Annotated in this window: 24 protein-coding genes; 14 read left to right on the plus strand and 10 right to left on the minus strand. The window is 65.1% G+C overall.

Annotation, left to right across the window (positions count from 1 at the left end; translation table 11 throughout):
• The first annotated feature begins 33 nt into the window (after positions 1 to 33).
• Together E8M84_RS01645 and E8M84_RS01650 are read left to right on the plus strand one after the other, a co-directional pair.
• Positions 34 to 528, plus strand: a complete 495-nt coding sequence (locus E8M84_RS01645) for a MarR family winged helix-turn-helix transcriptional regulator (RefSeq protein WP_137109436.1) — start codon at positions 34 to 36, stop codon at positions 526 to 528.
• Entirely contained in the window at positions 525 to 1,220 is a 696-nt protein-coding gene (locus E8M84_RS01650) for a response regulator (protein WP_137109437.1), read from the plus strand. Before E8M84_RS01645 ends, E8M84_RS01650 begins: the two co-directional genes overlap by 4 nt.
• A gap of 36 nt (positions 1,221 to 1,256) precedes the next feature.
• Here the strand turns inward: E8M84_RS01650 and E8M84_RS01655 are convergent, their stop codons facing one another.
• Entirely contained in the window at positions 1,257 to 2,228 is a 972-nt protein-coding gene (locus E8M84_RS01655; protein ID WP_137109438.1) for an outer membrane protein, read from the minus strand.
• A gap of 110 nt (positions 2,229 to 2,338) precedes the next feature.
• Positions 2,339 to 3,148, minus strand: a complete 810-nt coding sequence (locus E8M84_RS21370) for a hypothetical protein (protein WP_170971820.1) — start codon at positions 3,146 to 3,148, stop codon at positions 2,339 to 2,341.
• 122 nt (positions 3,149 to 3,270) lie between these two features.
• Between E8M84_RS21370 and E8M84_RS01665 the strand changes: the two genes are divergently transcribed.
• From E8M84_RS01665 to dxs, 4 genes are read left to right on the plus strand one after another with little or no spacing between them, the layout of a single operon-like run.
• On the plus strand, positions 3,271 to 4,185 hold the full coding sequence (locus tag E8M84_RS01665) for a histone deacetylase family protein (RefSeq protein WP_137109440.1): 915 nt from the start codon (positions 3,271 to 3,273) through the stop codon (positions 4,183 to 4,185).
• Complete coding sequence (locus E8M84_RS01670) at positions 4,182 to 4,421, plus strand: exodeoxyribonuclease VII small subunit (RefSeq protein ID WP_137109441.1); 240 nt, start codon at positions 4,182 to 4,184, stop codon at positions 4,419 to 4,421. The genes E8M84_RS01665 and E8M84_RS01670 overlap by 4 nt, the downstream gene beginning before the upstream one ends.
• On the plus strand, positions 4,418 to 5,287 hold the full coding sequence (locus E8M84_RS01675) for a polyprenyl synthetase family protein (protein WP_240790260.1): 870 nt from the start codon (positions 4,418 to 4,420) through the stop codon (positions 5,285 to 5,287). Before E8M84_RS01670 ends, E8M84_RS01675 begins: the two co-directional genes overlap by 4 nt.
• Before the next feature lie 19 nt (positions 5,288 to 5,306).
• The gene (gene dxs, locus E8M84_RS01680) at positions 5,307 to 7,220 is read left to right on the plus strand and encodes a 1-deoxy-D-xylulose-5-phosphate synthase (RefSeq protein ID WP_137110795.1); all 1,914 of its coding nucleotides are present in this window, start codon (positions 5,307 to 5,309) and stop codon (positions 7,218 to 7,220) included.
• 51 nt (positions 7,221 to 7,271) lie between these two features.
• Here the strand turns inward: dxs and E8M84_RS01685 are convergent, their stop codons facing one another.
• Entirely contained in the window at positions 7,272 to 7,997 is a 726-nt protein-coding gene (locus tag E8M84_RS01685; RefSeq protein WP_240790261.1) for a Crp/Fnr family transcriptional regulator, read from the minus strand.
• An 81-nt stretch (positions 7,998 to 8,078) separates the two neighbouring features.
• Here E8M84_RS01685 and E8M84_RS01690 point away from each other — a divergent pair, with 81 nt between their 5' ends.
• Positions 8,079 to 8,453 (plus strand): hypothetical protein, encoded by a 375-nt coding sequence (locus E8M84_RS01690; protein ID WP_137109442.1) that lies wholly within the window; start codon positions 8,079 to 8,081, stop codon positions 8,451 to 8,453.
• A 15-nt stretch (positions 8,454 to 8,468) separates the two neighbouring features.
• On the opposite strand, the gene pip is transcribed toward E8M84_RS01690, so the two are convergent.
• The gene (pip, locus tag E8M84_RS01695) at positions 8,469 to 9,440 is read right to left on the minus strand and encodes a prolyl aminopeptidase (protein ID WP_137109443.1); all 972 of its coding nucleotides are present in this window, start codon (positions 9,438 to 9,440) and stop codon (positions 8,469 to 8,471) included.
• Between the two features lie 55 nt (positions 9,441 to 9,495).
• Here pip and ubiG point away from each other — a divergent pair, with 55 nt between their 5' ends.
• Positions 9,496 to 10,233: a bifunctional 2-polyprenyl-6-hydroxyphenol methylase/3-demethylubiquinol 3-O-methyltransferase UbiG gene (ubiG, locus tag E8M84_RS01700; RefSeq protein WP_137109444.1), complete on the plus strand. Its 738-nt coding sequence runs from the start codon at positions 9,496 to 9,498 to the stop codon at positions 10,231 to 10,233.
• On the opposite strand, the gene E8M84_RS01705 is transcribed toward ubiG, so the two are convergent.
• Positions 10,230 to 11,375 (minus strand): aminotransferase class I/II-fold pyridoxal phosphate-dependent enzyme, encoded by a 1,146-nt coding sequence (locus tag E8M84_RS01705; RefSeq protein ID WP_137109445.1) that lies wholly within the window; start codon positions 11,373 to 11,375, stop codon positions 10,230 to 10,232. The two genes, ubiG and E8M84_RS01705, sit on opposite strands and share 4 nt — an antisense overlap.
• A gap of 321 nt (positions 11,376 to 11,696) precedes the next feature.
• On the opposite strand from E8M84_RS01705, the gene E8M84_RS01710 reads away from it, so the two are divergent.
• Both E8M84_RS01710 and E8M84_RS01715 read left to right on the plus strand, forming a co-directional pair.
• Positions 11,697 to 12,476: a hypothetical protein gene (locus E8M84_RS01710; RefSeq protein ID WP_137109446.1), complete on the plus strand. Its 780-nt coding sequence runs from the start codon at positions 11,697 to 11,699 to the stop codon at positions 12,474 to 12,476.
• 65 nt (positions 12,477 to 12,541) lie between these two features.
• Positions 12,542 to 13,255: a class I SAM-dependent methyltransferase gene (locus E8M84_RS01715; RefSeq protein ID WP_137109447.1), complete on the plus strand. Its 714-nt coding sequence runs from the start codon at positions 12,542 to 12,544 to the stop codon at positions 13,253 to 13,255.
• Here the strand turns inward: E8M84_RS01715 and E8M84_RS01720 are convergent.
• A complete protein-coding gene (locus tag E8M84_RS01720) occupies positions 13,252 to 13,821 on the minus strand; it encodes a TetR/AcrR family transcriptional regulator (protein WP_137109448.1) in 570 nt (189 codons plus the stop codon). The genes E8M84_RS01715 and E8M84_RS01720 overlap by 4 nt on opposite strands.
• Positions 13,822 to 13,883: 62 nt before the next feature.
• On the opposite strand from E8M84_RS01720, the gene E8M84_RS01725 reads away from it, so the two are divergent.
• The 3 genes from E8M84_RS01725 (at position 13,884) to E8M84_RS01735 (ending at position 15,900) form a co-directional block, all read left to right on the plus strand.
• A complete protein-coding gene (locus E8M84_RS01725) occupies positions 13,884 to 14,309 on the plus strand; it encodes a VOC family protein (RefSeq protein WP_137109449.1) in 426 nt (141 codons plus the stop codon).
• Positions 14,310 to 14,370: 61 nt separating this feature from the next.
• Positions 14,371 to 15,453: a phenylalanine--tRNA ligase subunit alpha gene (gene pheS / locus E8M84_RS01730; protein ID WP_137109450.1), complete on the plus strand. Its 1,083-nt coding sequence runs from the start codon at positions 14,371 to 14,373 to the stop codon at positions 15,451 to 15,453.
• A complete protein-coding gene (locus tag E8M84_RS01735) occupies positions 15,454 to 15,900 on the plus strand; it encodes a hypothetical protein (protein WP_137109451.1) in 447 nt (148 codons plus the stop codon).
• On the opposite strand, the gene E8M84_RS01740 is transcribed toward E8M84_RS01735, so the two are convergent.
• Genes E8M84_RS01740 through E8M84_RS01755 form a run of 4 tightly spaced genes read right to left on the minus strand, consistent with a single transcriptional unit; the run spans position 15,897 to position 19,904 of the window.
• Positions 15,897 to 17,057, minus strand: coding sequence for a TIGR03862 family flavoprotein (locus tag E8M84_RS01740; protein ID WP_137109452.1), 1,161 nt, complete (start codon positions 17,055 to 17,057; stop codon positions 15,897 to 15,899). The genes E8M84_RS01735 and E8M84_RS01740 overlap by 4 nt on opposite strands.
• The gene (locus E8M84_RS01745) at positions 17,041 to 18,333 is read right to left on the minus strand and encodes a mechanosensitive ion channel family protein (RefSeq protein WP_137109453.1); all 1,293 of its coding nucleotides are present in this window, start codon (positions 18,331 to 18,333) and stop codon (positions 17,041 to 17,043) included. Before E8M84_RS01745 ends, E8M84_RS01740 begins: the two co-directional genes overlap by 17 nt.
• A 3-nt stretch (positions 18,334 to 18,336) precedes the next feature.
• Positions 18,337 to 19,284: an agmatinase gene (gene speB, locus E8M84_RS01750; RefSeq protein WP_137109454.1), complete on the minus strand. Its 948-nt coding sequence runs from the start codon at positions 19,282 to 19,284 to the stop codon at positions 18,337 to 18,339.
• On the minus strand, positions 19,281 to 19,904 hold the full coding sequence (locus E8M84_RS01755; protein ID WP_137109455.1) for an enoyl-CoA hydratase/isomerase family protein: 624 nt from the start codon (positions 19,902 to 19,904) through the stop codon (positions 19,281 to 19,283). Before E8M84_RS01755 ends, speB begins: the two co-directional genes overlap by 4 nt.
• Before the next feature lie 106 nt (positions 19,905 to 20,010).
• On the opposite strand from E8M84_RS01755, the gene E8M84_RS01760 reads away from it, so the two are divergent.
• Complete coding sequence (locus E8M84_RS01760) at positions 20,011 to 21,522, plus strand: DUF2125 domain-containing protein (RefSeq protein ID WP_137109456.1); 1,512 nt, start codon at positions 20,011 to 20,013, stop codon at positions 21,520 to 21,522.
• Positions 21,523 to 21,566 lie beyond the last annotated feature (44 nt).

The raw sequence follows: 21,566 nt of genomic DNA on the forward strand, positions 1-21,566 counted from the left end.
TGACGTAAATTCGTGGCGAATGTGGAGAGGGTCATGGCCGAGACACCGGGCGGGGAGAACCTGCTGTACCTGACGGACGAGCAGCTGCGGAAGGGCATCGAGGCGATGTTCTTCGCCTATCGCGGCTTTACGGCGGACCCGGACCGGATCCTTGAGGGGAAGGATTATGGCCGGGCGCATCACCGGGCGATCCACTTCATCCATCGCAGCCCGGGGACGACTGTCAGTAACCTCCTGTCGATCCTTGGTGTTACAAAGCAGTCGTTGAATCGTGTGTTGCGCACTTTGATCGAGGATGGCCTTGTTCGCAGTGAAAAGGGCAAGGTGGATGCGCGGGAACGGCATCTGCATTTGACGGACAAGGGACAGATGCTGGAACGGGAACTCTCGGACGCGCAACGGGCGCGGATGCGGGCGGCGTATCGCGCGGCGGGGCCGCAGGCGGTGGCGGGCTTTCGGCAGGTGCTGGAGGCGATGATGGACCCGGAGATGCGGCGTCAGTACAACCGCCTGAAGGAGGGCGGCTGATGGTTCCGGACGCGCATCTGCTGATCGTCGACGATGACGAGCGTATCCGGGGATTGCTGCAGAAGTTCCTGGTGCGGAACGGGTTTCTGGTTTCCGTCGCGCGCGATGCAGCCCAGGCTCGGCGGATCCTGAGCGGACTGGAATTCGACCTGATCGTCCTGGATGTGATGATGCCCGGCGAAGATGGGGTGACGTTGACGCGTGAGCTGCGGAAGAAGATGGCGACTCCGATCCTTTTGCTGACTGCGCGGGGCGAGGCGGCGAACCGGATCGAGGGGTTGGAGGCGGGGGCGGATGACTATCTGGTCAAGCCGTTCGAGCCGAAGGAGCTGCTGTTGCGGATCAACGCGATCCTGCGGCGGGTGCCGGTGGCGAAGGCGGCGGAGCCGGTGCGGCAGTTCCTGCACATGGGGGCGGTGAGATACGATCTGGACCGGGGCGAGATGTGGCGGGGCGAGGTGCCGGTGCGGCTGACCGCAACCGAGGCGGCGCTGATGCGGATCTTCGCGGCGCAGCCGGGGGTGCCGCTGAGCCGGGAGAAGCTGGTGGCCGACCAGAGCGAGGACGCGGCGCAGGAGCGGGCGGTGGACGTGCAGATCACTCGGCTGCGGCGGAAGATCGAGGAGGACCCCAAAGTGCCGCGCTATCTGCAGACGGTGCGGGGCGAGGGCTATATGCTGCAGCCGGATTGACTGGGGGATGAGCGCCCCCCGTCCGTGTGCGAGGCATCAGAATGGAATCCGCAGGCCCACAGTGATGACGTGATCAGTCACATCGAAATTCAGCGCTTCGACCGGATTGCCGCCAACACCGCTTCCTGGAAGCGGCTCGGTCCCGCCGCGTACTGAACCCAGGTCGAAGTACCGCCAGGTCAGGTCCAGCTTTGCCGGGGCCGAACCGAGCACAGGACCCACGTCCCAGGACAGACCGGCACCGATCAACCAGGCAAGCGAGGTATTGCTGCCACCCTCGAAGCTGCGACGGGTCCGGCCCGCATCCGGATTGATCCGGGTCCACTCGTCCATGCTGTTATGAGCGATGCCCAAGCCTGCGGTCAGGAAGGGGGTCACTGCCCCGACCGAATCGAAGTCACGGTAGCCACTTGCCATAAGAGCTACGGATCGGATCGAACCGGACACATCAGCATGGGGCCCTGCGGTGTCGGGAACCGTAAAGCTCCATGGCCCTTCGAAATCCGACGTGCCAAACAGGTTGAGCGATATCTCGGCCCGCCAACCGTTTCCATAGTCGTGTCCGACGCCGAAAGCGGCCATTGCCGACGCGTCCAGACCCAAGTCGAAGAAAACCTGTGGGTCTGACGGGTAACCCGGCGGAAGCCAGTTCGCATCTCCTGCGCTGGTTCGTGCCGTCCCAAGTTCGAGGCGGATGTATTTTGCCGTGTCCGCGCGTCTGCGACTGGTACGTTCGGCAGTCTTGTCACCCTCCGTAATCAGCACCCGTGGTTCTTCCGGCGGGTTCGGTTTGCCACGCTTGCCGCCCCCTTCTCCACCCCCCTTGCCGCCGCCGTCACGACCGCCGCCGTCGTCATGACCACCGCCATCATCATGCCCCCCGTCTTCCTGGGCCCAAGCTACGCCCTGGAAGGTCGATGCCGGGACCAGCGCCACGACCGCGATCCCGAGAAATCCCGATGCGAGAAGACTCCGCATCTTCAGACCGTCACTCTTGCTTAACGTCATTTCGACTCTGCCTTTTCAGAATTGCTGTCCCGCAGGGCCGTTCCCCAAGGGAATCTCCGGCCACTCAATGCAGCCGGAGACAGGGCTCTAGTCTTTGCGTTTCCGGGCGCTCAACCGTGACCGGCCAGAATGGCAACCCGAATTGCCTCAGCGAGATTGGCGAGTTCAGCCGCGGCCGTCCCGGTGACAGGAGTCCCAAGGATCGTGGTCACGGCGATGACCGTGTCGACCGAGATCGAGATCGTCTTGTCAGAGGCAGCACCAAGAAGCATCGCGGCCAGCAGCGTATCGCTGGTGGTGACGCCTGCGTCGCTCAGAGCCGTACCGCCCTCCAGCAAGTCACCCAACAGGGCAAGGTTCTGAAGCGGCGAGTCGATGAAAGCCACGTTGTCAAAGTTGAGAGACAACTCTGCAATCACCTCATCCAAAGACATGTTGTAGTACTCGATCATTTCTGGTGTGAGGGACGCGATGGCCTCTGCCAAGGCACGGTCCAGCACCTGATCCGGAGAACGGGCGACGCTCAGGCGGCCCAACTCGACTTCAGGAATGCCTTCCTGTGCCCAGACCGGCTTTCCGCCACCGGTGTCAGTCGGACCACCGGCCTGCGGACCCTTGCCGTCGGAATCCTCACCCGGGCCTCCATGGCCCTCCCCCTGACCGGCGTTGTCCTGTCCTTTTTGGCCATCGCCCTTGTTGCCCTGACCGCCATCGCCCTGGCTGCCCTTGCCACCGCCCTCTTCGTCTTGTGCGAAGACCGCCGAGGAGAAGCCGCCGATCCCATCGGGCGCAATCAGCGCAACCGACCCCAGAAGGGCTACTGCCGCAACACCTAGGGCAAACCGCCCGATACCAGCATTCTTGCGATCCGACATCTTCTCTCTCCCAATGAGTGATTCGGGAAACTCCCGGTCAGCCATGCTGACAACTAGTATACTATGAATATGTGCAGACGTTGTCGTTGATCTGCATCAAGCAATTGAAGAGTCTTGATCTTGAATGCTCGCCACAAACGACCAGGATGGTTGCGAGGAGAACTCAGATGACCTGTCTTGTATTTGCGCACGCCGACTGCGCGCGTCATGTGACCCCGCCGGGGCATCCGGAGCGGGTGGATCGATTGGGCGCCGTGGAGCGGGGGCTTGCCGGGATGCCGGTCGAGCGGCGGGAGTGTCCGCTGGGGGATGAGGCGGAGGTGTTGCGCTGTCATCCGGCGGGGTATCTGGCGCGGGTGAAGGCGGCGGTACCCGATGCGGGTTGGGCGCAGCTGGATGGGGATACGTTCCTGTCCCCGGGGTCGTATCAGGCAGCGATGCGGGCGGTCGGGGGGATTTGCGCGGCGGTGGATGCGGTGGTGTCGGGTGAGGCCAGGACCGCATTCGTGGCGGGGCGGCCTCCAGGGCATCACGCGGAACGCGAGACGGCGATGGGGTTCTGCCTGTTCGGGACGGTCGCCATCGGGGCAAAGCGGGCGCTGGATCATCATGGGTTGAAGCGTGTCGCCGTGGTGGATTTCGACGTGCATCACGGGAATGGGACGCAGGATTTGCTGTGGGACGAGGGGCGTTGTCTGTTCGTCTCCAGCCACCAGATGCCGCTGTATCCGGGCTCGGGTCGGCCAGAGGAACGGGGGGCGCATGGGCAGATCGTGAATGTGCCTTTGCGGTCTGGTTCAGGTGGGCGCGCGATGCGGGAGGTCTATGAGGGCGTCGTGTTCCCGGCGTTGCTGGCGTGGGAACCTGAGTTTCTGCTCATATCTGCCGGGTTCGATGCCCATGCTGACGATCCATTGGCGGGGCTCGAATGGCAGGCAGAGGATTATCGTTGGCTGACGGATCGCCTGTGCGATTTCGCCAGGGGGCGGGTGGTATCGTCGCTGGAGGGTGGCTATGATCTGGAGGCGCTGGCGGCGTCCGTGGCCGCGCATGTGGGTGTGCTGGAGGAGCGGGGCCGATGAGCGACAAGCCGGTTGATGCGATGAGTTTTGAGGAGGCGATGGCCGCCCTTGAGCAGGTGGTTGGGGCTTTGGAACGGGGCGAGGTGCCGCTGGAGCAGTCGATTGCGCTGTATGAGCGCGGGGCATTGCTAAAGAAGCATTGCGCCGACAAGCTCAAGGACGCCGAGGAGAAGGTGGAGCTGATCCGGGCACAGGAAGGCCGGGCGGTGGGCACGACTCCGGCGGAGGGGATGTGACGTTTCAGGAACGGTTGGCTGCGGATGCGGGGCTGTGTGAGGCCCGGCTTTTGCTTGCGCTGGAGGGGCGCGCGGACCAGCCGGTGACGGACGCGATGCGTTACGCGGTGCGCGGGGGCAAGCGGTTGCGCGGGTTCCTGGTGCTGGAAGGCGCGCGGATGCTGGGGGTTGCCGAGGACCGGGCGGTGAGCGCGGCAGCGGCGATCGAGGCGCTGCATGCCTATTCCCTCGTGCACGATGATCTGCCCTGCATGGACGACGATGACCTGCGGCGGGGGCAGCCGACGGTGCACAAGAAGTGGGACGAGGCGACGGCAGTGCTGGCGGGGGATGCGTTGCAGACGCTGGCCTTCGAGTTGCTGTGTGATACGGCGCTTGGGTCGGCTGAGGTGCGGATGGAGTTGGTTTCGGGGCTGGCAAAGGCCTCGGGGATTGACGGGATGGTTCTGGGTCAGGCGCTGGACATCGCGGCAGAGACGGCGGGGCGGTCGTTGACGCTGGACGAGATCACGGCGCTGCAGGCGGGAAAGACTGGGGCGCTGATCGGGTTCGCGGCCGAGGCGGGGGCAGTGATTGCGGGGGCGGACCGGGGGCCGTTGCGGCGCTATGCCGCGAGCCTGGGGCTGGCCTTTCAGATCGCGGACGACATTCTTGATGTGACGGGCGACGAGGCGAAGACGGGCAAGCGGCTGCACAAGGATGCCGAAGCGGGGAAGGCGACCTTCGTTTCCCTGCTGGGGCTGGAGGGCGCGCGGGCCCGGGCGGCGGAGTTGGTGGCGGAGGCCGAGGCGGCGCTGGCCGGGTATGGAAATGCAGCGGCCAACTTGATCGCCGCGGCGCGCTTCGTTATCGCGCGGGACAATTGACCCCGCAAAGGCAGGCATGATGAACGACCGACCCGCAACTCCGCTGCTTGACCGGGTGAACGTGCCCTCGGACCTGAAGGGGCTTTCGGATCGCGAGCTGCACCAGCTTGCCGGAGAGCTGCGGGCCGAGACGATTTCGGCGGTGTCGCAGACGGGCGGGCACCTGGGGGCGGGGCTGGGGGTCGTCGAGCTGACGGTGGCGATCCATGCGGTGTTTGATACTCCGCGCGACAAGCTGATCTGGGACGTGGGCCACCAGTGCTATCCGCACAAGATCCTGACCGGGCGGCGGGATCGTATCCGCACCTTGCGGACGGAGGGCGGCCTGAGCGGGTTCACCAAGCGGTCGGAAAGCCCGTATGATCCGTTCGGGGCGGCGCATTCGTCGACCTCGATCTCCGCGGCGCTGGGTTTTGCAATGGCGGCGGACCTGGGGGGCGACCCCGGCGATGCAATTGCGGTCATTGGCGACGGTGCGATGTCGGCGGGCATGGCTTTCGAGGCGATGAACAACGCCGGCCACCTTAAGAAGCGACTGTTCGTGATCCTGAACGACAACGAGATGTCGATTGCTCCGCCTGTGGGGGCGCTGTCTTCGTACTTGAGTGGGCTGTATGCGGCCGAGCCGATGCAGGACCTGAAGCAGATGGCGAAAGGGTTCGTCGGGCTGCTACCCGGGCCGCTGCAAGAGGGGGCGAAGCGGGCGAAGGACATGCTGAAGGGCATGGCGGTGGGCGGGACTTTGTTTGAATCGCTGGGCTTCGAGTATGTCGGGCCTATCGACGGGCATGACCTGGACCAGTTGCTGCCGGTGTTGCGGACGGTGAAAGCGCGGGCGACGGGGCCGGTGCTGATCCATGTGCTGACGAAGAAGGGGAAGGGGTACGCCCCGGCCGAGGCGGCGCGGGACAAGGGGCACGCGACGGGCAAGTTCGACGTGCTGACCGGGGTGCAGGTGAAGGCGGCGTCGAATGCTCCGTCCTATACCAAGGTGTTCGCGCAGTCGCTGGTTGCCGAGGCGGAGCGGGACGAGAAGATTGTGGCCGTCACGGCGGCGATGCCGGAGGGGACCGGGCTGGACCTGTTTGCCGGGCGGTTTCCGAAGCGGTGCTTCGATGTGGGGATTGCCGAGCAACATGCGGTGACCTTCAGCGCTGGGCTGGCGGCGGGCGGGATGAAGCCGTTCTGCGCGATTTACTCGACATTCCTGCAGCGCGGGTACGATCAAGTCGTGCACGATGTGGCGATTCAGCGGCTGCCGGTGCGGTTTGCCATCGACCGGGCGGGGCTGGTGGGGGCGGATGGGGCGACCCATGCGGGGGCGTTCGATGTGGGGTTCATGGCCAACCTGCCGGGGATGGTGGTGATGGCTGCGGCGGATGAGGCGGAGCTGGTGCATATGGTGGCGACGGCGGCGGCGCATGATGCTGGGCCGATTGCGTTCCGCTATCCGCGCGGCGAGGGCGTGGGGGTGGAGATGCCCTCTCGCGGTGTGCCGCTGGAGATTGGTCGCGGGCGGCTGGTGCGAGAGGGGTCGCGGGTAGCGATCCTGTCCTTCGGGACGCGGCTATCGGAGAGCCTGAAGGCGGCAGAGGCTTTGGCGGGGCGCGGGGTTTCGTTGACGGTAGCCGACGCGCGGTTTGCCAAGCCGCTGGACCGGGAGCTGATCCTGCAGCTGGCGCGGGGGCACGAGGCGCTGGTGACGGTCGAGGAAGGCGCGGTTGGGGGCTTTGGGAGCCATGTGGCTCAGTTGCTGGCCGAGGAAGGGGTGTTCGACCGGGGGCTGAAATACCGCAGCCTGGTTCTGCCCGACATCTTCATCGACCAGGCCTCACCCGAAGCGATGTACCGGGTCGCGGGGCTGGACGCGGCGCATATCGAGGCCAAGGTACTGGAAGCGCTGGGCGTGGCGGTGGTGGGGAAGCGCGCCTAGGCTTACCGCCCCGGTGGATGGGGTTCAAATCGTTGCCCGATCAGGTCCCGGTCAGATCAGCGGGCGCTGTTCCTCGCGTTCCATCGGCAGACCGGCGAGCGTGAACAGCCGCTGGGGGTCAAGCATGTTCAGCTTTCCGCGCTTCCAGGCCACAAGCCCCATCTCTCGCAGGGTTGAGACGGTGCGGCTGGTGTGAACGGCGGACAGGCCCAGCGCATCGGCAAGTTCGTGCTGGCGGAAGGGGAGCTGGACACCTTCCGTCGTTCCCAGCCCAAGGGCAGACAGCCGCTGCCAGATCCGAGCCAGCGCCCAGGCGACGCGTTCGGTGGCATCCCTCTGGCCAAGAGTTGCGATGGTTTCACCCAGGAAATGTTCCTCTACTGCGGCGATCCAGGTCAGGTCATAGGCCCGGTCGGGCTTGTCGCGGAACAGGTCCCATAAGCGGCTGCGCTGAAAGACGCAGACCCGCATCGGCGTGGTAGCCTGCACGCTGTGGCGCATTTCGCCCATGATCCCGGCCTGAAGGCCAAGGAAATCCCCCGGAAAGACGAAGTTGACCACCTGCCTGCGCCCGTCCTCCAACTGAATGGACCGGGTAGCGAAGCCGTCCAGAACGGTGAACAGCCGGTCTGACCGCTCGCCCTGATGCAGCAGGGTGTCGCCGGGCTGGAAGGTATCTTCGCTGACCTTGAACCCGCGCATGAAGACGATCTCTTCGGGGGTGAAGGGCAGGAACATCGGGCGTTTATGCAAGGGGCAGGCGGCGCAGTCGATCATGGCGGGAATGACCTTTACAAACTTAACGCATGTTAATGCGGTCCGCGGGCAGTTCGTTCCATATGACGTGTGGAAAAAATGATGAAACTTGCCTGCCTGGTCCTGGAACCCATCGCCATCGTGGCGGAGGATCTGTTGGCCATGGTGGAAGATGAGATGCCGGAAACCCGGATGCATGTCGCAGGTACCGTGGAAATGGCGACCGCCATTCTGCGGAAAAACCGCGTGGACATCGCCTTTCTGAACATCTCACCGGCGGCTCTGTCGCAGACGGATCTGATCGAGGTCTTGCAGTCCATGGGGGCGACCGTTGTCCTGATGGGCTATGAGTCCAAGGACATCCCGCCAGATTTCCGGTTTCTGGAGTTACCCTTTGTCAGCGGGTCTGTCACCAGAGAGCTTCGCACGGCACTGGAGCGCCTGCTGGGTTTTGGGACGGATCCAGGCCAGAGATAACTTCTGGTTAGCGGGTCAAGGCTGGCGCAGGCTGTCCATCACCCGCACCAGAGCCTCGGATATTCCGGGTTCGGACAGGGCATGTCCGGCCATCGGCACCATCTTCAACTCACAATTCGTCCAGCCCTTGGCCAGCGACCAGGCCGAGTGCGGTGGGCAGATCATGTCGTAGCGGCCCTGGATGATGGTGGCGGGCAGGTGTTCGATCCGTTGGCGTTCACGCAGGATCCAGCCGTCGCATTCCAGGAAGCCCGCGTTCTGGAAGTAGTGGTTTTCCAGGCGCGCGAAGGCGCGGGCGTAGTCCGAGGGGCTTTCTCCCAGCGCCCCTTCGTTCTGGATCGAGGCGAGGGCGTTTTCCCAGTTGGCCCAGATCCTGCCGTAGCGGGTTTCCTCGACCAGATTGCCGGAGAAGAGGCGGCGGTGGTAGGCGGCGATGAGGTCATGACGTTCATCTGCCGGGATCACGTCGACAAAGCGCGACCAGAGGTCGGGGAAGAAGGCCCCTGCCCCGCCGCCGTAGAACCAGTCCAGCTCGGCCTTGGTGGCCAGGAACACGCCGCGGAGGACAAGGTGGGCGACCCGGTCGGGATGGGTGATCGCGTAGATCAGCGCTAGGGTTGCGCCCCAGCTGCCGCCAAAGCCGATGAAGCGGTCGATGCCAAGCGAGGTGCGGATCACCTCGACGTCCTGAACGAGGTGCCAGGTGGTGTTGGCGGTGACGCTGGCATGGGGACGCGACCGGCCACAGCCGCGCTGGTCGAACAGGATCGTGCGGAAGGCGCGGGGGTCGAAGTAACGGCGCATGGCGGGCGAGCAGCCGCCGCCGGGGCCGCCGTGAAAGACGATGACGGGAAGGCCATTTGGATTGCCGCATTGTTCGACATAGACCCGGTGCCCGTCGCCCATGTCGATCACGCGCTGATCGAAGGGATCGATCGGCGGGTAAAGGTATTCGACTGCGCGCTTTTGACCTGATCTCTGATCCATATTCACCCTATATAGCCGTGGATGCGCCCGGAGTCGAAGGGCAAAGGAGAGAACAATGGCGGTGGATACGGTTGATCCCAGCGAAGTGGCCAAGTTCGAGGCGATGGCGGCCGAGTGGTGGAACCCGAACGGCAAGTTCAAGCCGTTGCACATGCTGAACCCCTGCCGGCTGGATTACATCTGCGCCCAGATTGCCGCCGAGTTCGGGCGGGATCTGGCGGGGGCTCTGCCGTTCAAGGGGCTGCGGATCCTGGACATCGGCTGCGGCGGGGGATTGCTGAGCGAACCCATGGCGCGGCTGGGGGCCGAGGTCGTGGGCGCGGATGCGGCGGCGCGGAACATTCCGGTCGCGAAGGTGCATGCCGAACAGTCGGGGCTGACGATCGACTATCGCCACACGACGGCCGAGGCTCTGGCTGAAGCGGGCGAGCGGTTCGACGTGGTCCTGAACATGGAAGTGGTGGAGCATGTGGCGGACCCGCAGGCCTATCTGACCGCCTGTCAGGAGCTGTTAAAGCCCGGGGGGCTGATGATCTGTTCCACCCTGAACCGGAACCCGAAGTCGTTCATGATGGCGATCGTGGGGGCGGAATGGGTGATGCGCTGGCTGCCGAAGGGCACGCATGACTGGGCGAAATTCATCACTCCGGACGAGTTGTATGCGCTGATCGGGAAGGCCGGTCTGCGGCCGGTGGATCGCAAGGGGATGGTGTTCAACCCGGTGACCTGGCGGTGGAGCCTGTCGGACCGGGACCTGAGCTGCAACTATGTGACGGCCTCGATCAAGGCTTAAGCGGGCACCCTGGCCCGGGTGGGTTGCCGGTCGAAGGCACGGGCGACGTCGCGCATCAGTTCGGCAAGATCGTCGATCTCGGCCATGCTGTGGCGGGCGTTCAGCTCGATCCGCCAGCGCGGGGCCTGCATCGGCACGGTTGGCGGCATCAGAAGCGTGACCCGGGGTCCGGCGCTTTCCAGAAGGGCGGTGCGGGGCAGCGCGGTCAGGGCGGGAAGCAGGACCGGGACGAAGGGCGAGGCCGAGCCTGTGACCCGGGCGCCGTCGGCCATCAGGTGATTGCGCAGGCGGAGCGAGAGGCCCATCAGGTTGCGGCGCAGGCTGGTGCCATCCGGGCTGAAGACGATGTCGGCGGCAGCGAGGGCGGCGGTGGCTTGCGCGGGTGCAAGGCGGGGCGCGCGCGCGGCGGCCTGGCAAAGGGCCGGATCGCGGAAGGCGGCAAAGCCGCCCTGGATGCCGAAGCAGCGGGAGAGGCTGCCCAGGACCACATCGACGCGGTCGAGGCAGGCTTGAAGCTCCAGCACTCCACCCCCTTTCTGGCCCATGGCGCCGAAATCCTGCGACACGTCCACGACCAGCAGCGCAGCGTGCTGGCGGGCGAGGCTGGACAGGCCGGCAAGGTCCGAGATGCGGGAGCCAAGCGCGGAGACGGCAGGAAGGGCGATCACCAGACGGCCACGACGGGGGTGACGGGACAGGCGGTTCAGGCGACGTTCGACTGCATCCAGCGAGCCGGAGGGGTAGCGGTGCAGGGTGGCGCGGACGGCCAAAACAGTCTCGAACATGGCGGAACCGGCGGCCGCATCGACGAGAACGTGATCCTCGGGCCTCAGGAGAGTGGCGAGGGTGTGCCGGATGGCTTCGGCGCCGGAGGTGAAGCTCAGCGCATGGGGAAGCCGCAATTCGGCGGCGATCCGGTGTTCCAGGGCGACATGCGCCGAAGCCGAAGGATCCATCCCGTTGCTGGCGGAGCGAAGGGTCAGTCCAAGGGCATTCCGGCTGGCAAAATCGAGGCCGGGACGAAGCGGGCCCGGGGCGGGCGCAGGGCCGCAAGGCAAAAGGCCCCCGTTCAGAAGCTGGGCCAGACCGTCACCGGGACGCGTGGTGGTCAGGGCAACGACGGAAGACGCGGGTCTGGACATGGTGTGGCCTTTCGCAGGGTTCCGGGCGTCCGGGTCGGGCCAGGGATTGGCCGCAGCGGTTGTCGGACCGTCGCAACAAGGGGGAGAATCGAGCGTTAATTCCCCGTGAATTGGTGAATCACCCCGGAATCCCTGGGCTGGCGGAGGCCCCTGGTTGGCGAATCAAGCCCCTCCCACCCCGTTTGGCGGCACGCTTTTCACGCGTTTTCACGATTTTCTTTCGCAGCGCCCCGTTTGCCCGCGTCGATTGACGCAGATTTCACGCTGGCCGTCCGAAGGTGCCGGACAACGACAAGCGCAGCGATTTGCGAGGCGACAGCGATGTTCATCCGGCTGATGGGACAGTTCCAGGTTCAAGACATCATGGGGCAGGATTTCACGCCGCGCGGGGCCAAGGCGCGGGCGATCCTTGCCCTTCTGTGCCAGACGCCGGGCCATTGCCGCCCGCGCCGCTGGCTGGAGACCCGGCTCTGGTCCGATCGGGGACAGGAACAGGCCTCGGGCAGTTTGCGTCAGGCGCTGACCGAATTGCGCAAGACGCTGGGGCCCTTGGCGGTGCATCTGAAAAGCGACCGCGACTGCGTCAGCCTGACCGGCTTTGTCACCGATCTGGACCAGGATCCGGAGGGCGCGCGGGTGGCCCTGGCGCATGGCCGGGAGTTTCTGGAGGGCATCGACATCATCGACGCGGCCTTCTGCGCCTGGCTGGCCGAGGAGCGGGAACGGCTGGCGCAGAAATATGGTCAGGGCGAGGGTTCCCCCCGGCCCCGGTCCGGCAGCCAGCCCTTCACCTTGCGGCTTGGGTCGCTGCCCGAGGGCACCGAGGCAGGCATCGCACAGGAACTTGCCGGGGCCATCGCGCGGCTGGCGGCCGAGTACCTGCTGCGCGACGGCGCGGGCGAGCCGGTGCCCGAGGGGCTGGATCTGCAGATCGAGGGCGCATGGAGCGAGGACCGGGCGCATCTGAAGCTGCGGCTGGTGGCGCAGTCCGACCAGAAGACGATCTGGACGCAGCGGCTGATCGCGACCCGCAAGGGGGACGACCCGACAGGTGCCGTTCCGGCGCTGGTGTTCGAGACCAGCGACGCGCCGATCATGTAGTCCAAAGGCTGGACCCCGGCCGGGGAAGCCGCGACACTGGACCCAGGCAAGCAAGGAGAAGCCTGGTGGCGACGCGATATTTCCGGGACTTTCCGGCCCGTACCGGCGACCGGATGCTGTTCAAGATGGAACACTACCTGGAACTGTACGACGAGCTTCTGGCCGGTTGGCAGGGGCGCGACATCAGATTCCTGGAGATCGGCATCTACAAGGGCGGCTCGTTGCCGATGTGGCAGGGGTTTCTCGGGCCGAAGTCTCGACTGGTGTTCTGCGACATCGACCCGGCCTGCTGCGCGCTTGCCTTGCCGGGGACGGTGGTCGAGATCGGCGATCAAGCTGACCCGGCGTTCCTGCAGCGCATCGGACAGGCGCATGGGCCGTTTGACCTGATCGTCGACGATGGCGGGCACAAGATGCACCAGCAGATCACCAGTTTCCGCCATCTCTGGCCCCGGCTGGCCGACCGGGGGCTGTATATCGTCGAGGACGTGCACACGAGCTACTGGCCCGGCTTTGGCGGCGGATTCCGCGCGCCCGCAAGCTTCATCGAGTTCGCCAAGGACCTGATCGACCGGATGCATTCCTGGTACACCGAGGATGACGAGCGCTTTCCGCTGCACCCGCTGGCGCGGGAGATCGGCGGAATACGGTTCCATGACTCGCTGGTGGTGATCGAGAAGCGGCTGAAGGCGCCTCCGGTCGCGCTGACTGCGCAGAACGGACAGGTGGGCCGGTCACGCCGGATGCTGGAGGTGCGGGGGCGGCGGTCGATCTTCTAGGGCAGGACGCCAGTGACCAGCCTGCGCAGGGCGTCCTGCCAAGTTTCGGGCGGATCACCCCGGTCGATGGCTAGTGCGGCGCGGTCGTAGGCGGCGGAAAGCAGCTTGGCCAGGGCCGCGGGTTCTTGCACCCCGGCTGCGCGCAGTCCGTCTTCCAGAGTCCTGCCTCCGGTGGCGGAGTCGATATCGGCAAGGATGTCCGGGGACAGAGCGGCGGGCGCTTCGACCAACATCAGCCGAGCCCGGCCCGGCTGGCGCATGGCAAGCAGAAAGGCCTCGCCTCCCTGGATCAAGGCCTCGGCAGGCGAAAGGCCCGGGGAGCCGCTTGATTCGATTGCCTGCGCGATGGCCTCGGCTTCGGTCCGGATGACAGCGGCGAAAAGCTCCTGCTTGTCCGCGAAGTGGTGGTAGAGCGCACCGCGCGTAACCCCGGCGGCGGCGACGATTTCGGGCGTGCCGGTGGCAGCGAAGCCCTTGTCGATGAAGAGTTTCCTGCCCGCGGCGATCAGCGCGGCGCGCATCGTGTCGCTGCGGTCCTTCTGCGAGCGTCTCGGGGCTTCTTGCATACATACAGCCTGTATGTTATTTACGTACACAGTGTATCGAACTTTGCAGGAAAGGGAAATCCATGAAGGTGACGAGCTACTATCCGGTGCTTCTGTCAGAGGATGTTGCGCGGGCGGCTGCGTTCTACATCGCGCATTTTCGCTTTCGGCCGCTGTATCAGGCGGATTGGTATATCCATCTGCAATCGAGCGAAGACCCGAAGGTGAACTTGGGGCTGGTGGCGAAGGACCACGAGACGATCCCGGAAGTTGGGCGGGGACGGACGGGTGCGCTGCTGCTGAACTTCGAGGTCGAGGACGTGGATGGTCATTACGCTCGGCTGCAGGCCGACGGGGCGGTGATTGCGCTGGGCTTGCGGGATGAAGCATTCGGACAGCGGCATTTCATCGTCGAGGGACCCGATGGCGTGCTGATCGATATGATCCGGCCGATCCCGCCCAGTGGGGAACATGCAGCGCTTTACGCCGCCGAGGCCTTGCCGACCTGAGCCTGATCTTGCATCACGGGGCCTTCGCCTTTAGCAGAGGGGCGTTTGCAGGAGAGGCGCGATGGACGGGATCGACACGCTGAAGGCCAAGTATCTGGCGGCGGTGGCCGGTGCGGCGGATGAGGCCGGGCTGGAAGAGGTCCGCGTGGGCGCGCTGGGCAAGAAGGGCGAGATCTCGGCGCTGATGGCCGGTCTTGGCAAGATGGACCCCGAGGCGCGGAAGGCCGCGGGGGCGAGCCTGAACGCGCTGAAGGACGAGATCGACGCGGCCTTGCGCGCGCGGAAGGTGGCGCTGGCTGATACCGCGCTGGATGAGCGGCTGAAGACGGAATGGCTGGACGTGACGCTGCCGGGACGGCCTCGTCCCCGTGGCACGGTGCATCCGGTGTCCCGGGTCATGGAAGAGCTGACGGCGATCTTTGCCGACATGGGCTTTTCGGTGGCCGAAGGGCCGCAGGTGGAATCCGACTGGTACAACTTTGACGCCCTGAACATCCCGCCGGAACACCCCGCGCGGCAGGAGCACGATACGTTCTTCATGGCGCGCGCCGAGGGCGACAACCGCCCGCCGCATGTGCTGCGGACCCATACGTCACCGGTCCAGATCCGGGCGATGATGGCGCAGGGGGCGCCGATCCGGGTGATTGCTCCCGGTCGGGTCTACCGGATGGACATGGACCAGACGCATACGCCGATGTTCCACCAGGTCGAAGGGCTGGCGATTGATCGCAACATCTCGATGGCGAACCTGAAGTGGTGTCTGGAGGAGTTCTGCCGTGCCTTCTTCGAGGTGGACAAAGTGGAGCTGCGGTTCCGCGCGTCGCACTTCCCGTTCACGGAGCCTTCGGCGGAGGTCGATATTCGGTACTCCAACGTTGGTGGCCAGCTGAAGATCGGCGAAGGCGACAAGTGGATGGAGATCCTGGGCTCCGGCATGGTGCATCCGAAGGTTCTGCAGGCCGCGGGGGTGGACCCGACCCAATGGCAGGGCTTTGCCTTCGGCATGGGCATCGACCGGATCGCGATGCTGAAATACGGCATCCCCGACCTGCGGGCGTTTTTTGAGGCTGACCTGCGCTGGCTGCGCCACTACGGGTTCAGCGCGCTGGACGTGCCGGATCTGGCGGGGGGGCTGTCGGCCTGAATGGACGACCCGGACCTTTCCGCGCGCCAGCATCTTGCCGCCAATGACCCGGCCTTTCCGGCGCGGCGGGAGGAGGCCTGGGGGCGGATCGTCGCGGCGCTGGACGGGGTGCTTGGGCCTGCGGGGTTTGTGCTGACCAAGACAACCTGGAGCCGGGTGACGGCGGCGGGGAAGTCTGCGGTGCATCTGCAGCGGGATCGTTATGGCTGGGATGTGCGGATCGTGCTGCGGTTTGTAACCCCGTCAGGCGAGGTTCCGGACCACGCGGACTGGCCGGGCGGCGAGGACGTGACTTTGGCGGAGTTCTTTGAGCAGCCGGTGAAGGACCCGGGGACCTTGGCCTTCATCGACGTGCTGGAACAGCCGGAGTGTCTGGATCAGGCGGTGAAAATCTTGCGTGAGCAGGTGCTGCCGTGGTTTGACGCGCTGCATTTTCCGCAAGGTTAGAGACGAATCCGGCGCGCGGCGGCCTGTCCGGCCCGGCGGCCGGTGGCCCAGCAGGCGGTGAGGAGATAGCCGCCGGTCGGGGCCTCCCAGTCGAGCATTTCCCCACATGCGAAAGTGTTGGGAAGGGCTTTCAGCTCCAGGTCGGGGGTGAGGGCGTCCCAGGCGATGCCTCCGGCGACGCTGATGGCTTCGTCCAGCGGGCGGGGGCCCTTCAGCGGTATATACAGGTGCTTGAGCTGGGCGAAGGGCTCGGTCCGGGAGAATTCCATCACCAGGGCGATCTGTGTGCGGTCGAGGCCGAGCTTGCGCAGGCGGTTCGTTGTGCTGTCGCCGGGCTTCATCCTGGCGAGGCGCCGGGCGATTTCCTCTTGCGTCAGATCGGGGAGGAGGTCGAGGGTGAGTGTATATGCATCGCGCAGATACTTGTATATACTGTAGATACCACCACCCTCCAACCCTTTGGTCGAAATGATGAATTCGCCACGTTCGCGGTGTGGGCCTGCGATCAGGGCGACGCCTTTCACGGGTTGACCGAAGTATGGGGTCATATGAGGCGACCAGTCGACACGGAAGCCCATGTTGGCGGGTTTCCAATTGGTGATCTGAACGCCCTTTGCGCGTAGCCACGGAACCCAGGCGCCATCGGAGCCGAGGCGCGACCAGCTGGCTCCGCCGAGGGCGAGGATGGTGAGCCTGGGAGTCAGCGTCTGAGGGCCGGTGGGGGTTTCGAAGGTTAGGGCGTCACCGTCAAAGCCGGTCCAGCGCCAGCGGGTGCGAAGCTCGACGCCTTGGGCGGTCAGGCGGTTCAGCCAGGCGCGGAGGAGGGGGGAGGCTTTCATCGCCACGGGGAAGACGCGGCCGGAGGAGCCTGTATATACGTCCTGGCCGAGGGCGCGGCACCAGTCCTGCACCTCTTGCGGGCCAAATTCCTTCAGGATGTGAAGGAGTTGCGGGGCGTCGTAGCGGGAGACGAAGAGTTCCCAGTCTTCATCCTTGGTGACGTTCAGGCCGGATTTCCCGGCCATCAGGAACTTGCGGGCGACGGTGGGCTTTGCCTCAAGCACCAGGGTTTGGATGCCTGCCTTCGCCAGTTCCTCGGCGGCCATCAGACCTGCGGGGCCTGCGCCGATGACGAGGGCCTCAGGCTGCGGGGGCATTGCGCAGTTCGACGACGCGGTGGGGGTAGGGCATGTCGATCCCGGCCTCTTTCAATGCGTTCCAGACGGCGAAAAGGACGGGGGAGCCGTATTTGTTTTTCCCGTCGTCGATGCCGGAAACCCAGTACTCGACGGCGAAGTCTATCGAGGACTCACCGAAGCCGCGAAGTTCGCAATCCGGGCCGTCGGGGGATTGCAGGACGAAGGGGAGTTTCGCTACGGCGCGCTCGATTATATCGGGCACGAGATTTATGTCAGTCTCGTAAGAGACTGAAAACAGGGCCTCATAGCGGTTGGCGCTCCCCTGGTCGGAATAGTTCACCACGCGGGAGGTGATGAAATGTTCGTTCGGGACGACGATCCATTTGCCGTCGAAGGTCTCCAGAATACATGCGCGGGCGGTCATCTTGACGATGGTACCCTTCTCGCCTCCGTCGAGTTCGACGTAGTCGCCGACAGTGGTCTGGCCTTCGAGAAGCAGGATGATACCGGAGACGAAGTTGGCGGCAATCTGTTGCAGGCCGAGGCCGATGCCGACGCCCAAGGCACCGCCAAGGACGGCGACGGCGGTGAGGTCGATGCCCATGATCGACATGAGGAGGAGGAAGGCGGCACCGAAGATGGCGACTTCGCTGGCCTTGATGGCGAGTTCCCGGGTCGCGGGGCGGAGGTCGGGCTGCGCCTTGATGTAGCCGGTTGACTGACGGTTGGACCAGCCGCCGAGCCAGAAGAGGAGCGCCCCGGCGATCAGGCCGCGGATCAGGGCCAAGGCGGTGAACTGGATGTTGCCGAGGTTGACTTTGGCAGCGTCCAGGTAGGTCGTCACTTCATCCAGCAGGCCCAGCGCGTTCAGCGCCATGGCGGGGAGGAGGACGTAGCGACCCATCAATTTCAGGAAGCCCGGGGGCAGGACTTTGCGGACCAGTTCGAGCGCCGCGAGGAGGAGGAAGACGCGTTTGCCGAAGGCGATGACTTCTCCGGTCCCGAAGGTGGCGCGGGTCAGGCCCTCACCCACGGCGGTCAGGGCGTAGGCGAGGAGGGGGAGGAGGAGCGGCAGGAACTGCAGGGCAAAGCGGCGGAGGCGGGCGATGGGGTGCGTCGCCTCGGCCTTGGGGGTGAGGGCCTTTTCGACGGTCGGTTCAAGGCGGCGGGCGAGAAGGGTGGCGAGTATATACGCGGCGATGAGGAGACCGAACTGCATCAGGGCAGCAGGCGAGGAGAGCCAGCCGAGGGCGGTGACGGTCGCCTGATCCAGCCAGACTTGAAGGTTTTCCATGTCTTAGCGTCTAGAGTTGTGCGCGATGCGCCCGATGGTATTCAGGAGGATCTGCGCGGCGAGGATCGTCGTGGTGCCGGAGTGGTCGTAGTCGGGGGCGACCTCGACCAGGTCGATGCCGATGATGTTGCCCTGTTTGGTCAGGCCGTCGATCAGTTCCAACACCTCGTAATACAAGAACCCGCCGTGCGAGGGGGTGCCGGTGCCGGGGGCGATGGAGGGGTCGAAGCCGTCGATGTCGATGGTCAGGTAGTAATCCACCCCGCGCGGGATGCGGGCGAGGGTCGCCTCGATCCCCAGTTTGCGGATCTGGCGGACGGAGAGGATGTCGTCACCCATCGCGCGGGCAGCGTCGTAGCCGTCCTTGGCGGTGGAACTCACGTTGCGGATGCCCAAGGCGGTGATGCCCTTGACGTGGTCCTGTTCCGCGGCGCGGCGCATCGGGTTGCCGTGGCCGTGGCGGACTCCGTGCCGAACGTCGACGAAATCGAGGTGGGCGTCGATCTGGACGATGTGCAGGGGGCGACCTGCGAAGGCGCGGATGCAGGGGATGTTGATGGAGTGGTCGCCGCCAAGGACGACGGGGATCGCCCCGGCAGCAAGGATGGCGCGGACGCCGGTTTCGATGTTGGCATGGGAGGTTTCGGTGTCGGTGTGGACGATGTCGGCATCGCCGATGTCCAGGATGCGGACGCCTTCCAGGTAGGTCACGTCGTCCTCATGGTCATAGGCCCCGGCGTGGCCGAAGGAAAAGAGGGTCGAGGCCTCACGGATGCCCCTTGGCCCAAAGCGGGCCCCGGCGCGGAACTGGGTGCCGAAATCGAAGGGTGCGCCGAGGATGGCAAAGTCGGCGTCGATCTTCGACCAGTCCGGTTCATAAGGGTTCTTGCCGAAGGTCGAGATGCCGACGAAAGGCAGGTTCAGGCGGCCTTTATCGTAGGCGTTCGTCATGGCGTATCCCCGTTTGTCATACGTTTCAGGGCGGCAACATGCCCCGGATCGGCCGAGAGCGCATGGTCGGCCAGCGACATGGCGGTGTCGATAAGGACATCGGGCGGGCAGATGCGGTCGATGAGGCTCCAGGAAAGGGCGGTTTCAGCGACGATCTTTTGACCCGCCAGCAGGATCATCTTCGCGCGCGAGGGGCCGACCAGAGCGGCCAGGCGACCGGGGTCCGAGGGCTGCGGGCGGTAGCCGAGGCGCATGACGGGGTAGAAGAAATTGGCCGAGGGCACGGCGATGCGGATGTCGCAGGCTAGGGCTGCGCCCATGGCTCCACCTGCAAGAGTGCCGTTCAGCGCGGCGATAGAAAGGCCGGGGAAGGCCGCGATCGCGGCTGAGGCAGCTTCCCAGGCAGGAGAGAGGCCGAGGCCGTTCTTCATGCCGTCAAGGTCGGCGCCAGCCGAGAAGACTTTACCCTCACCCGTTAGGATCAGGACCTTGGCGAATGCGGCGGCGTCAGAGGCGGCGAGGGCGAGGCTTTCCAGCATCTCCTCGGTCAGGGCATTGGCCCTTTCCGGGCGGGCGAGCGTAATGGTGCAGCAATCGGCTTCGTTCTGAACCTTGATCATCCCCGCACCCTCTGGGTTTCCCGACCTGGAACCGGGGAATCCCTTGACGCCCCCGGGACGAGATAGAAAGGTTGCGGCAGTGAATTCAACCCGAAAGGCATGCGCCATGACCCGCGCCCTTACTTGTACCTCAGCCATTGGCCTTGTTTTCCTTGCCACCTCGGCCAGCGCCGATGTCACCCCGCAAGACGTCTGGGCAAGCTGGCAGGCGATGCTGACCTCGGCCGGGCAGGAGCTGACGGTCGGGAACACGACGGACAGCGGCGGTGCAGTCGAGGTGACGGACGTGGCGGTCACGCAGAAGGACGCGATGGGGGGCAGCTCCTCGATCAGTTTCGACAAGCTGACGTTCACGGACAATGGCGACGGGACCGTCACGGTGGCGATGCCGGACAGCTATCCGCTGGCACTGGCCTTCCCGGACGAGGGCGACGGTCCGGGCTCGATGAAGCTGACCGTCAGCCAGCCGGGGATGAAGATCGTGGCGGGCGGCAGCGCGACCGAAACGAGCTATGACTTCACTGCGCCGAGCGTGACGATCAAGCTGGACGAGATCACCGATGAGGACGGCAAGGTGCTGGACACCCAGGCCGATATGGTGATGACCGAGGCGACGGCGAAGTATCTGGTCGCGCGCGATGGCGACAAGACTGACCTCGACATGACCTATGCAGCGAAGGGGGTGGTGCTGAACGTCTCGGGCACCGACACCTCGGATGGCGGTGGGCAGGGCAAAGGCACGGTGTCGCTGGCCGATCTGACCGGCACGACGAAGGGGAATTTCCTCGGCGCCGACATGATGGCGAATATGGCGGTGGCGCTGAATTCGGGCTTCACTCTCGACTCGACGATGAGCTTTGGCGCGATGCTGGCCGATCTGGACATCACCGAGGCCAGCGGGCCGACCAAAATGTCGGCGGTTGCCACCGGCGGCGGGTTCAATGTGGCGATGAACAAGGACCGGATGAGCTATGGCACGTCGCTGAACGGTGCCAAGTTCACCGTCTCGGGGGCGGAAATTCCGTTTCCGCAGGTCGAGCTGGCCTTTGCGGAAAGCGGGTTCAACGTGTTGATGCCGGTGTCGAAATCGGACAGCCCGCAGGACTTTTCCTTCCTGACCAAGCTGGTCGATTTCACGGTGTCCGAGGATATCTGGGCCATCGTCGACCCGGGTGCCGCACTGTCGCGCGAGCCTGCGACCGTGATTGTCGACCTGAAGGGCACCGGGTTCTGGAGCAAGGACATCATGGACCCGTTGGTGCAGATGGACGGGGTGGAGCCTCCGGGCGAGTTGCACAGTCTGGACCTGACGCAGGTTCTGGCCAAGGCGGCCGGGGCCGAGGTATCGGCGACCGGCGGGTTGAAGTTCGACAATACCGACCTTGCGACCTTTGACGGCATGCCGCGGCCCGATGGCAAGATCACCATCGGGATCAAGGGAGCGAACCAGCTGGTCGACAACCTGATCGCGCTGGGCATCGTGTCGGAAGACGACGCGATGGGCTTCCGGATGGCGATGGCGATGTTCGCACGGCCCGGGGCGGGGCCGGATGAGTTGACCTCGGAGATCGAGTTCAAGGACGGCGGACTGTTCGCCAACGGCCAGCAGCTGCAGTAACGCATCGAATTGCCCCGCGACCTTGCGAAGGGTCGCGGGTGGGG

The organism is Rhodobacter sp. SY28-1, from assembly GCF_005222785.1.
GTDB lineage: Bacteria > Pseudomonadota > Alphaproteobacteria > Rhodobacterales > Rhodobacteraceae > Tabrizicola.

Coding starts and splice junctions, on each gene's coding strand:
- E8M84_RS01670 (WP_137109441.1), top strand. CDS start 4,182: ATGAGCGACAAGCCGGTTGATGCGATGAGTTTTGAGGAGGCGATGGCC.
- E8M84_RS01690 (WP_137109442.1), top strand. CDS start 8,079: ATGAAACTTGCCTGCCTGGTCCTGGAACCCATCGCCATCGTGGCGGAG.
- pip (WP_137109443.1), bottom strand. CDS start 9,440: ATGGATCAGAGATCAGGTCAAAAGCGCGCAGTCGAATACCTTTACCCG.
- E8M84_RS01685 (WP_240790261.1), bottom strand. CDS start 7,997: ATGATCGACTGCGCCGCCTGCCCCTTGCATAAACGCCCGATGTTCCTG.
- E8M84_RS01710 (WP_137109446.1), top strand. CDS start 11,697: ATGTTCATCCGGCTGATGGGACAGTTCCAGGTTCAAGACATCATGGGG.
- E8M84_RS01720 (WP_137109448.1), bottom strand. CDS start 13,821: ATGCAAGAAGCCCCGAGACGCTCGCAGAAGGACCGCAGCGACACGATG.
- speB (WP_137109454.1), bottom strand. CDS start 19,284: ATGACGAACGCCTACGATAAAGGCCGCCTGAACCTGCCTTTCGTCGGC.
- E8M84_RS01745 (WP_137109453.1), bottom strand. CDS start 18,333: ATGGAAAACCTTCAAGTCTGGCTGGATCAGGCGACCGTCACCGCCCTC.
- E8M84_RS01740 (WP_137109452.1), bottom strand. CDS start 17,057: ATGCCCCCGCAGCCTGAGGCCCTCGTCATCGGCGCAGGCCCCGCAGGT.
- E8M84_RS01755 (WP_137109455.1), bottom strand. CDS start 19,904: ATGATCAAGGTTCAGAACGAAGCCGATTGCTGCACCATTACGCTCGCC.
- E8M84_RS01665 (WP_137109440.1), top strand. CDS start 3,271: ATGACCTGTCTTGTATTTGCGCACGCCGACTGCGCGCGTCATGTGACC.
- E8M84_RS01735 (WP_137109451.1), top strand. CDS start 15,454: ATGGACGACCCGGACCTTTCCGCGCGCCAGCATCTTGCCGCCAATGAC.
- E8M84_RS21370 (WP_170971820.1), bottom strand. CDS start 3,148: ATGGCTGACCGGGAGTTTCCCGAATCACTCATTGGGAGAGAGAAGATG.
- E8M84_RS01645 (WP_137109436.1), top strand. CDS start 34: ATGGCCGAGACACCGGGCGGGGAGAACCTGCTGTACCTGACGGACGAG.
- E8M84_RS01725 (WP_137109449.1), top strand. CDS start 13,884: ATGAAGGTGACGAGCTACTATCCGGTGCTTCTGTCAGAGGATGTTGCG.
- ubiG (WP_137109444.1), top strand. CDS start 9,496: ATGGCGGTGGATACGGTTGATCCCAGCGAAGTGGCCAAGTTCGAGGCG.
- E8M84_RS01655 (WP_137109438.1), bottom strand. CDS start 2,228: ATGACGTTAAGCAAGAGTGACGGTCTGAAGATGCGGAGTCTTCTCGCA.
- E8M84_RS01705 (WP_137109445.1), bottom strand. CDS start 11,375: ATGTCCAGACCCGCGTCTTCCGTCGTTGCCCTGACCACCACGCGTCCC.
- dxs (WP_137110795.1), top strand. CDS start 5,307: ATGAACGACCGACCCGCAACTCCGCTGCTTGACCGGGTGAACGTGCCC.
- pheS (WP_137109450.1), top strand. CDS start 14,371: ATGGACGGGATCGACACGCTGAAGGCCAAGTATCTGGCGGCGGTGGCC.
- E8M84_RS01760 (WP_137109456.1), top strand. CDS start 20,011: ATGACCCGCGCCCTTACTTGTACCTCAGCCATTGGCCTTGTTTTCCTT.